General features: G+C 74.4%; 5 protein-coding genes. 1 reads left to right on the top strand and 4 read right to left on the bottom strand.

The annotated features are described in order from the left end of the window. Positions 1-511, bottom strand: a 511-nt coding sequence (locus ETD83_RS38960; protein ID WP_138650200.1) for a hypothetical protein, incomplete at its 3' end; no start/stop codon positions are given. Positions 512-763: 252 nt separating this feature from the next. Here ETD83_RS38960 and ETD83_RS38955 point away from each other — a divergent pair. Then, positions 764-2,200 carry an alpha/beta fold hydrolase gene (locus ETD83_RS38955; RefSeq protein WP_138650199.1) on the top strand — a complete coding sequence of 479 codons (1,437 nt, stop codon included), beginning with the start codon at positions 764-766 and terminating at the stop codon, positions 2,198-2,200. A 98-nt stretch (positions 2,201-2,298) separates the two neighbouring features. Here ETD83_RS38955 and ETD83_RS38950 read toward each other — a convergent pair whose 3' ends face one another. From ETD83_RS38950 to ETD83_RS43260, 3 genes are all read right to left on the bottom strand, one after another. Next, on the bottom strand, positions 2,299-2,877 hold the full coding sequence (locus ETD83_RS38950) for a hypothetical protein (protein WP_138650197.1): 579 nt from the start codon (positions 2,875-2,877) through the stop codon (positions 2,299-2,301). 5 nt (positions 2,878-2,882) lie between these two features. Continuing rightward, the gene (locus tag ETD83_RS38945; protein WP_230421485.1) at positions 2,883-3,461 is read right to left on the bottom strand and encodes a hypothetical protein; all 579 of its coding nucleotides are present in this window, start codon (positions 3,459-3,461) and stop codon (positions 2,883-2,885) included. Between the two features lie 91 nt (positions 3,462-3,552). Beyond that, a partial coding sequence (locus ETD83_RS43260; RefSeq protein ID WP_171064690.1) for a DUF6077 domain-containing protein occupies positions 3,553-5,265 on the bottom strand: 1,713 nt, incomplete at its 5' end.

The raw sequence follows: 5,265 nt of genomic DNA, 5'->3' as shown, positions 1-5,265 counted from the left end.
CGTTCCATCGCGGTGTTCGCCCTCGTCCTCGCGCTCGTCGCGCCGGGCGGGGCGACGGCGGCCGCGACACCCAAGCCGCCGGGCGGGGCGTCACCGTCCCGTAGTTCTGGACCGGTCCTGACCGACCGCTCCACGCCGGGTCGAAGTCGGCGGGCGGTGTCGTGGACGCCGCGGCGAACATCGCCGCCACGGCGTCGGGTTCTAACAGTGTCTGGTCGCTGAGCGGGGCGCTGACCTTCCACAGCGCGCGCAGGAACGCCGACAGTGACCAGGAAGCCGCCCTGGCCTCCTGGCCGAGGTGCAGGAACACCAGATACAGGTCGCGGTTCGTGCGGACGGCGGGTCCCGGCGGGCCCTCCACCCAATGCGTCCGCTCATGCTGCGTCCGCTCGTGCCGGACGCCGCTTTCCATCACCAGGACCTGGGCGAGCGCCGAAATCCGCGAATCGTGCGACGCCACGTGGAAGGTGTTGCCGAGGTCGTCCCGGCGCATGACGTCCCAGGTCTGCATCCGGCTCCTCCACGGTCGGCGGCGAGGTTTCCATGACCTCCACTCAAAAAAGTGTCCCATTTTGGGAGCCGCTCACCAGTAGTGGCGATATCACTTTCCGGACTCGAAGTCGTGACTTTGTGTACATTAAGTCCGTTGGAGGAGAAAGGGCGGCGCTGATCGAGAAGACCACTCGTCAGGGCGGGCCGGGGCGGCGTGACCGGAACCGGCGAGATCCCCCCACCGCGTGGATCACCGGGTCATGATCAGCGCATGCGATCACGTTCCATCGCGGTGTTCGCCCTCGTCCTCGCGCTCGTCGCGCCGGGCGGGGCGACGGCGGCCGCGACACCCAAGCCGCCGGGCGGGGCGTCACCGTCCCGTAGTTCTGGACCGGTCCTGACCGACCCGCGTCCCTGTCCCGGCCAGGCCGGATTCACCTGCTCGTTCCTGACCGTGCCGCTCGACCACCGGCACCCGGGCGGACCGGAGACACTGCGCCTGCAGGTGGCCACGGCGGACAACGCGGACGCTCCGAAGGGCGTCCTGATGTTCCTCACCGGCGGCCCCGGGCAGCCCGGCGCACCGTTCATCAGCCGGATCGCCCAGCGCATGCCGGACGTGATGAAGAGCTACCGGATCGTCATGGTCGACCAGCGCGGCACCGGCGAGTTCGGCGCCATCACGTGCCCGGCGCTGCAGGCCCAGGTCGGCAGCAGCGACATCGAGCCGCCCACGCCCGAGGCGGTGGCCGAATGCGCCGGCGTCCTCGGGGACCGGCGGCACTACTACACCACCGAGCAGACCGTCGGCGACATCGACCTGCTGCGCCGGGCGCTCGGCGTCCGGACGATGACGGTGGACGGTGTCTCCTACGGCACCATCACCGGCGCCTCCTACGCCGCGACCTACCCGCAGCACGTGCGCAAGCTCGTCCTGGACTCGGTCGTGCCGCACCGCGACCCGCAGCGCGACAACATGCTCTACCTGACGAGCCTGCGCGCCACCGGACGGGTCCTGCGGGAGGCGTGCGAGACCGCGCCCGCGTGCGGCTTCGACCCGGCCGAGGAGCTGGCCTGGGTCGTCCGGCACCGCCCGGACTCGGTGCTGATCTGGGACATGCTGGTCACGTACGAGTTCGTCGACCCGACCTTCCGCGACCCGGGCTCGCTGCCCGGTGGCGCGGGCGACGCCGTCTCGGCGATCCACGAGGCCCGGAACGGGAACCCGGCGCGGCTCGACCGGCTGCTCCAGTTCCTGGCCTCCGGCGGCGATCCCGTCGAGCAGTACAGCTCGGGCCTGCACATCGCCACGATCTGCGGCGACGGCCACTTCCCGTGGGGGACGTCGGAGACGCGGCCGACTGTCCGCCCGGCCGCGCTGGAGCGGACCCGCCGGACCCTGCCCGCGCGGGCCACCTGGCCGTTCACCGCCGACACGGCCGTGGGGCACGGGTTCGTCCAGGAATGCCTGACCTGGCCCTGGTCCCGGCACACCGCCGAGCCGCCGCGCGCCAAGCTGCCCGTCCCGGTGCTCCTGCTGACCGGCGACCGCGACCTGTCCACGCCGGTCGAATGGGCGCGGGAGGTGCTCGGCTACTCGCCGCGCGGCAAGCTCGTCGTGATCAAGGGCGCCGCGCACTCCATCCAGAACCGCGAGCGCGGGACGGAGGGCCGTGAGGCGGTCGCCCGGTTCCTGCTGAACGGCTGACGGGCCGCCCGGACGTCGTCTGCCGCCCGGACGGCCGACGACCCGGGCGTCGTCGGCCGTCCGGGTCATCGGCGGCCGTTCAGGGGACGGCCGCCGAGTCAGGCGTCGATGACCCGGTTCAGCAGGTCGCGGTAGCCGCGCAGCGCCAGGCGGAGCCGCTCGGTGTCGGGCCCGTCCTTCGCGGCGCCCTCCGCGAGACTCCGCCGGTGCGCGGCGATCGCGTGCCCGAGCGCGTCGACGGCGTCGGAGGCGAGGCCGTCCGCCCGGCGGACGGCCTCGCCCGGGTCGTCGACGAACCCGGACTGCACCTCGCGCCAGCGCTCCCGGAACCGCTCGGCCTCGGCGGGATCGAGCAGCCGCCCCGGTGATTCCACCGGGGCGGACCGCCCCGCCGGCGGGGAGTGCTTCGCCGGGACCTCGGGCGGCGGGGCGGCGACGCGCGGCTTCTTGGCGGGGACGAGCGGTTCCGTCGCGGTGCCGGGCGTTTCCGTGGCGGTGCCGGACGTTTCCGTGGCGGTGCCGGGCGCGTCCAGGACGGGCGGCTTCGGCGCGGGACCGGCGACGCGCGTGTCACCGGCCGCGCCGGGGTCGGCCGTCCCGGCGGCGCGGGCGCGCTCGTCCGCGGTGAGCCCCCCACCAGGGCCCGGCGGCCTGTCTTCGGGTCGCCTGTGCTCCATCGGGGTCAGCTCCTCGGGGCCCGGTCGCCGGTGCCGCTCGCCGTTCCGGCGGCGGGCGCGGCCAGCAGCTCGTCGAACAGGGCGCGGTAGTGCACCATGGCCTGCCGCAGGTCCTCGGTGGACGCCTGCTTGGCCGCGGCCCGGTCGCTGATGACGTGGGCGCGGCGGTAGTGGTCCATCGTGCGGCCGTGCTCCACCGACAGGTGGGCGACCTTCTCCTCGAAGCCGTGCGTCGGGTAGCCGCGCTCGCCCATCACCACGGTGACGAGGCCGTCGGCCTGCTCGACCGCCGCCTCCGGGGCGTCCACGAAGCGCTCCTGGACGCCGACCCACTGCTCGCGGTACTGCTCGCGCTGCTGCGGATCGAGGTCATGCAGGTCGAGGTCCTCGTGGCGCTCCTCGCGGGAGCGCAGCTCGCGCTCGGCGGCCGCGCGGCCGCCGTGGCTCTCCACGGCCCGGTCGTACTCGGGGCCGAAGCGCTGCCGGAGCCGCCGCGTGCGGACCCCGGTCCAGGCCAGGTACATGGCCGCGGCGAAGCCGGCGACGATGACGATGGCGATGACGACCCATATCGCGGTCGACATGTTTCCTCCAACATCCGTCGGATCGGATGTGGACGCCGATGCCCGGAAACGGGCCTTCAAAACGAACCGTCATGATTCGGCCACGCGCGGGTCAGCTCGCCGGCGGGAAGAGGCAGATCAGATTCCCCACGCGCCGGTCGCCCCCGTACCCGGCGTCCCGCAGCAGCGCCAGGCCCCGTGCGTCGCGACGGTTCGCGCACGCCACGTCCACCTTCGTGCGCGACAGCGCCGCCGCGACCTCGGACGCCTCCGGCTTCGCGCCGCGCGGCCCGCGGACGGCCGCGGACAGCACCCTGCGGTCGCGGATGAACTGCGGCGCCACCGGCATGAGCTTCAGGTAGTGGGCGTTCGGGTTGACGGCGTTCGTGCGGACGGTCAGCAGCGGCACGACCCGCATGACGCCGGACGGCATCAGCACCAGGCCGCCCGGTCCGGCGAGCGCGACCACGTCCCGTGCCGTGCCGACGGCGGACGCCGGGACCTTCCACGCCGGACGCGACGCCACGACGGACCCGTTCGACCCGGACCACAGCGGGGTCCCGCCCGCGACCAGCGCCACCGTGAGCGCGGCGGCCGGGGCGCCCGCCGCGGCGGCGCGCGCGGTCCCGGACCATCGCCCGGCGGTCCTTGACCAGGGCCCGGCGGGAACCCGCACCGCGGCGAGCAGCCCGATCAGCGCGGGCGCGGGGACGACCCACATCGTCCGCCAGAGCACCTGGCCGGCGCCCGACACGTCCGCGGCCGCCTCCAGGACCCCGGGGACGATCAGCACCGTCAGCACCGCCGCCACGCCGGTCGCGATCAGCGCGGGGACGCCGCGGCGCGCCGTCCACGGCGACAGCCACACCGCGCATCCGCCGATCACCCCGAGCGCGGCGTGCAGCAGGACCCACCGGTAGCTGCCCGGGGCGTCGTGCACCCTCCCGACGACGCTCGTCTCGCCGTGGAGCAGTTTCACCGCGAGCGCCGCCCCGATCGGGTACACCGCCGCCGCGCACGCGGCGACACCGGCCCCGACGCGTCCGGCGGCGATCAGCGCGACTGCGGCGGCGCCGACGACGAGCGGCACGACGAACACGGCGGACGAGGTCAGCCCCACGGCCGCGACCCCCGCGGCGGCGAGGAGCACGAGGTCGCCGCGGGACCGCCGCTCCGCCCACCGCGTCAGGTACACGAACAGCAGCGGCACCAGCGCGGACACCAGCATGGCCTTGCCCTGCCACATGCGCAGAAGGTGGAACGAGCCGAGCGAGGCCCCTCCCATCCCGCTCCAGAGCAGGTAGACCGCCGCGACCGCGAAGCACAGCGGGGCGCGGCGCGGCGCCCACGCCCGGACGAGCCGCCACAGCGCCCAGACCGCGACGAACGTCACCGCGGGCAGCAGCGCGTACCAGACGAAGGAGGCCGCGTGGACGCCGAGCACCCGCGCGACCGCGCCGGCGAGGACCTCGATCGACGCCACCGGCGGCTCGCCCGAGATCTCGTCGGCCGTGCCGGGGGTGAAGATGACGTCCTTGAGCGGGATCTCGCCGGTCGTGGCCGTGGCCACCGAGCGCGAGACGAAGTAGGCGTCGTCGCCGTCGGAGTTCACGATGAACAGCGACGCGACCGCGAACCCGGCGCCGGTCAGGAGCGCGAGCGGCGTCCCCCACCGGGTGCCCTCGACGTCGAGGTCGGCGCCGTCCGCCTCACCTTCGGTGCTCGGGTCGGCCCGGCGGAGCAGGAGGTACGCGGCCGACGCGGCGACGCTCACGATCCCCGGGACCCACGCGCACCACCACGGGACACCGGACGGGTGCAGGCC

This window comes from Actinomadura soli (assembly GCF_005889715.1).
In the GTDB taxonomy this organism is placed as follows: domain Bacteria; phylum Actinomycetota; class Actinomycetes; order Streptosporangiales; family Streptosporangiaceae; genus Spirillospora; species Spirillospora soli.
Note: the sequence above shows the minus strand (reverse complement) of the source record. Positions and strands in the feature narration are given on the sequence as shown.

Excerpts from the sequence above, each read along its gene's own strand:
- ETD83_RS38955 (WP_138650199.1), top strand. The coding sequence starts at position 764 with ATGCGATCACGTTCCATCGCGGTGTTCGCCCTCGTCCTCGCGCTCGTC.
- ETD83_RS38950 (WP_138650197.1), bottom strand. The coding sequence starts at position 2,877 with ATGGAGCACAGGCGACCCGAAGACAGGCCGCCGGGCCCTGGTGGGGGG.
- ETD83_RS38945 (WP_230421485.1), bottom strand. The coding sequence starts at position 3,461 with ATGTCGACCGCGATATGGGTCGTCATCGCCATCGTCATCGTCGCCGGC.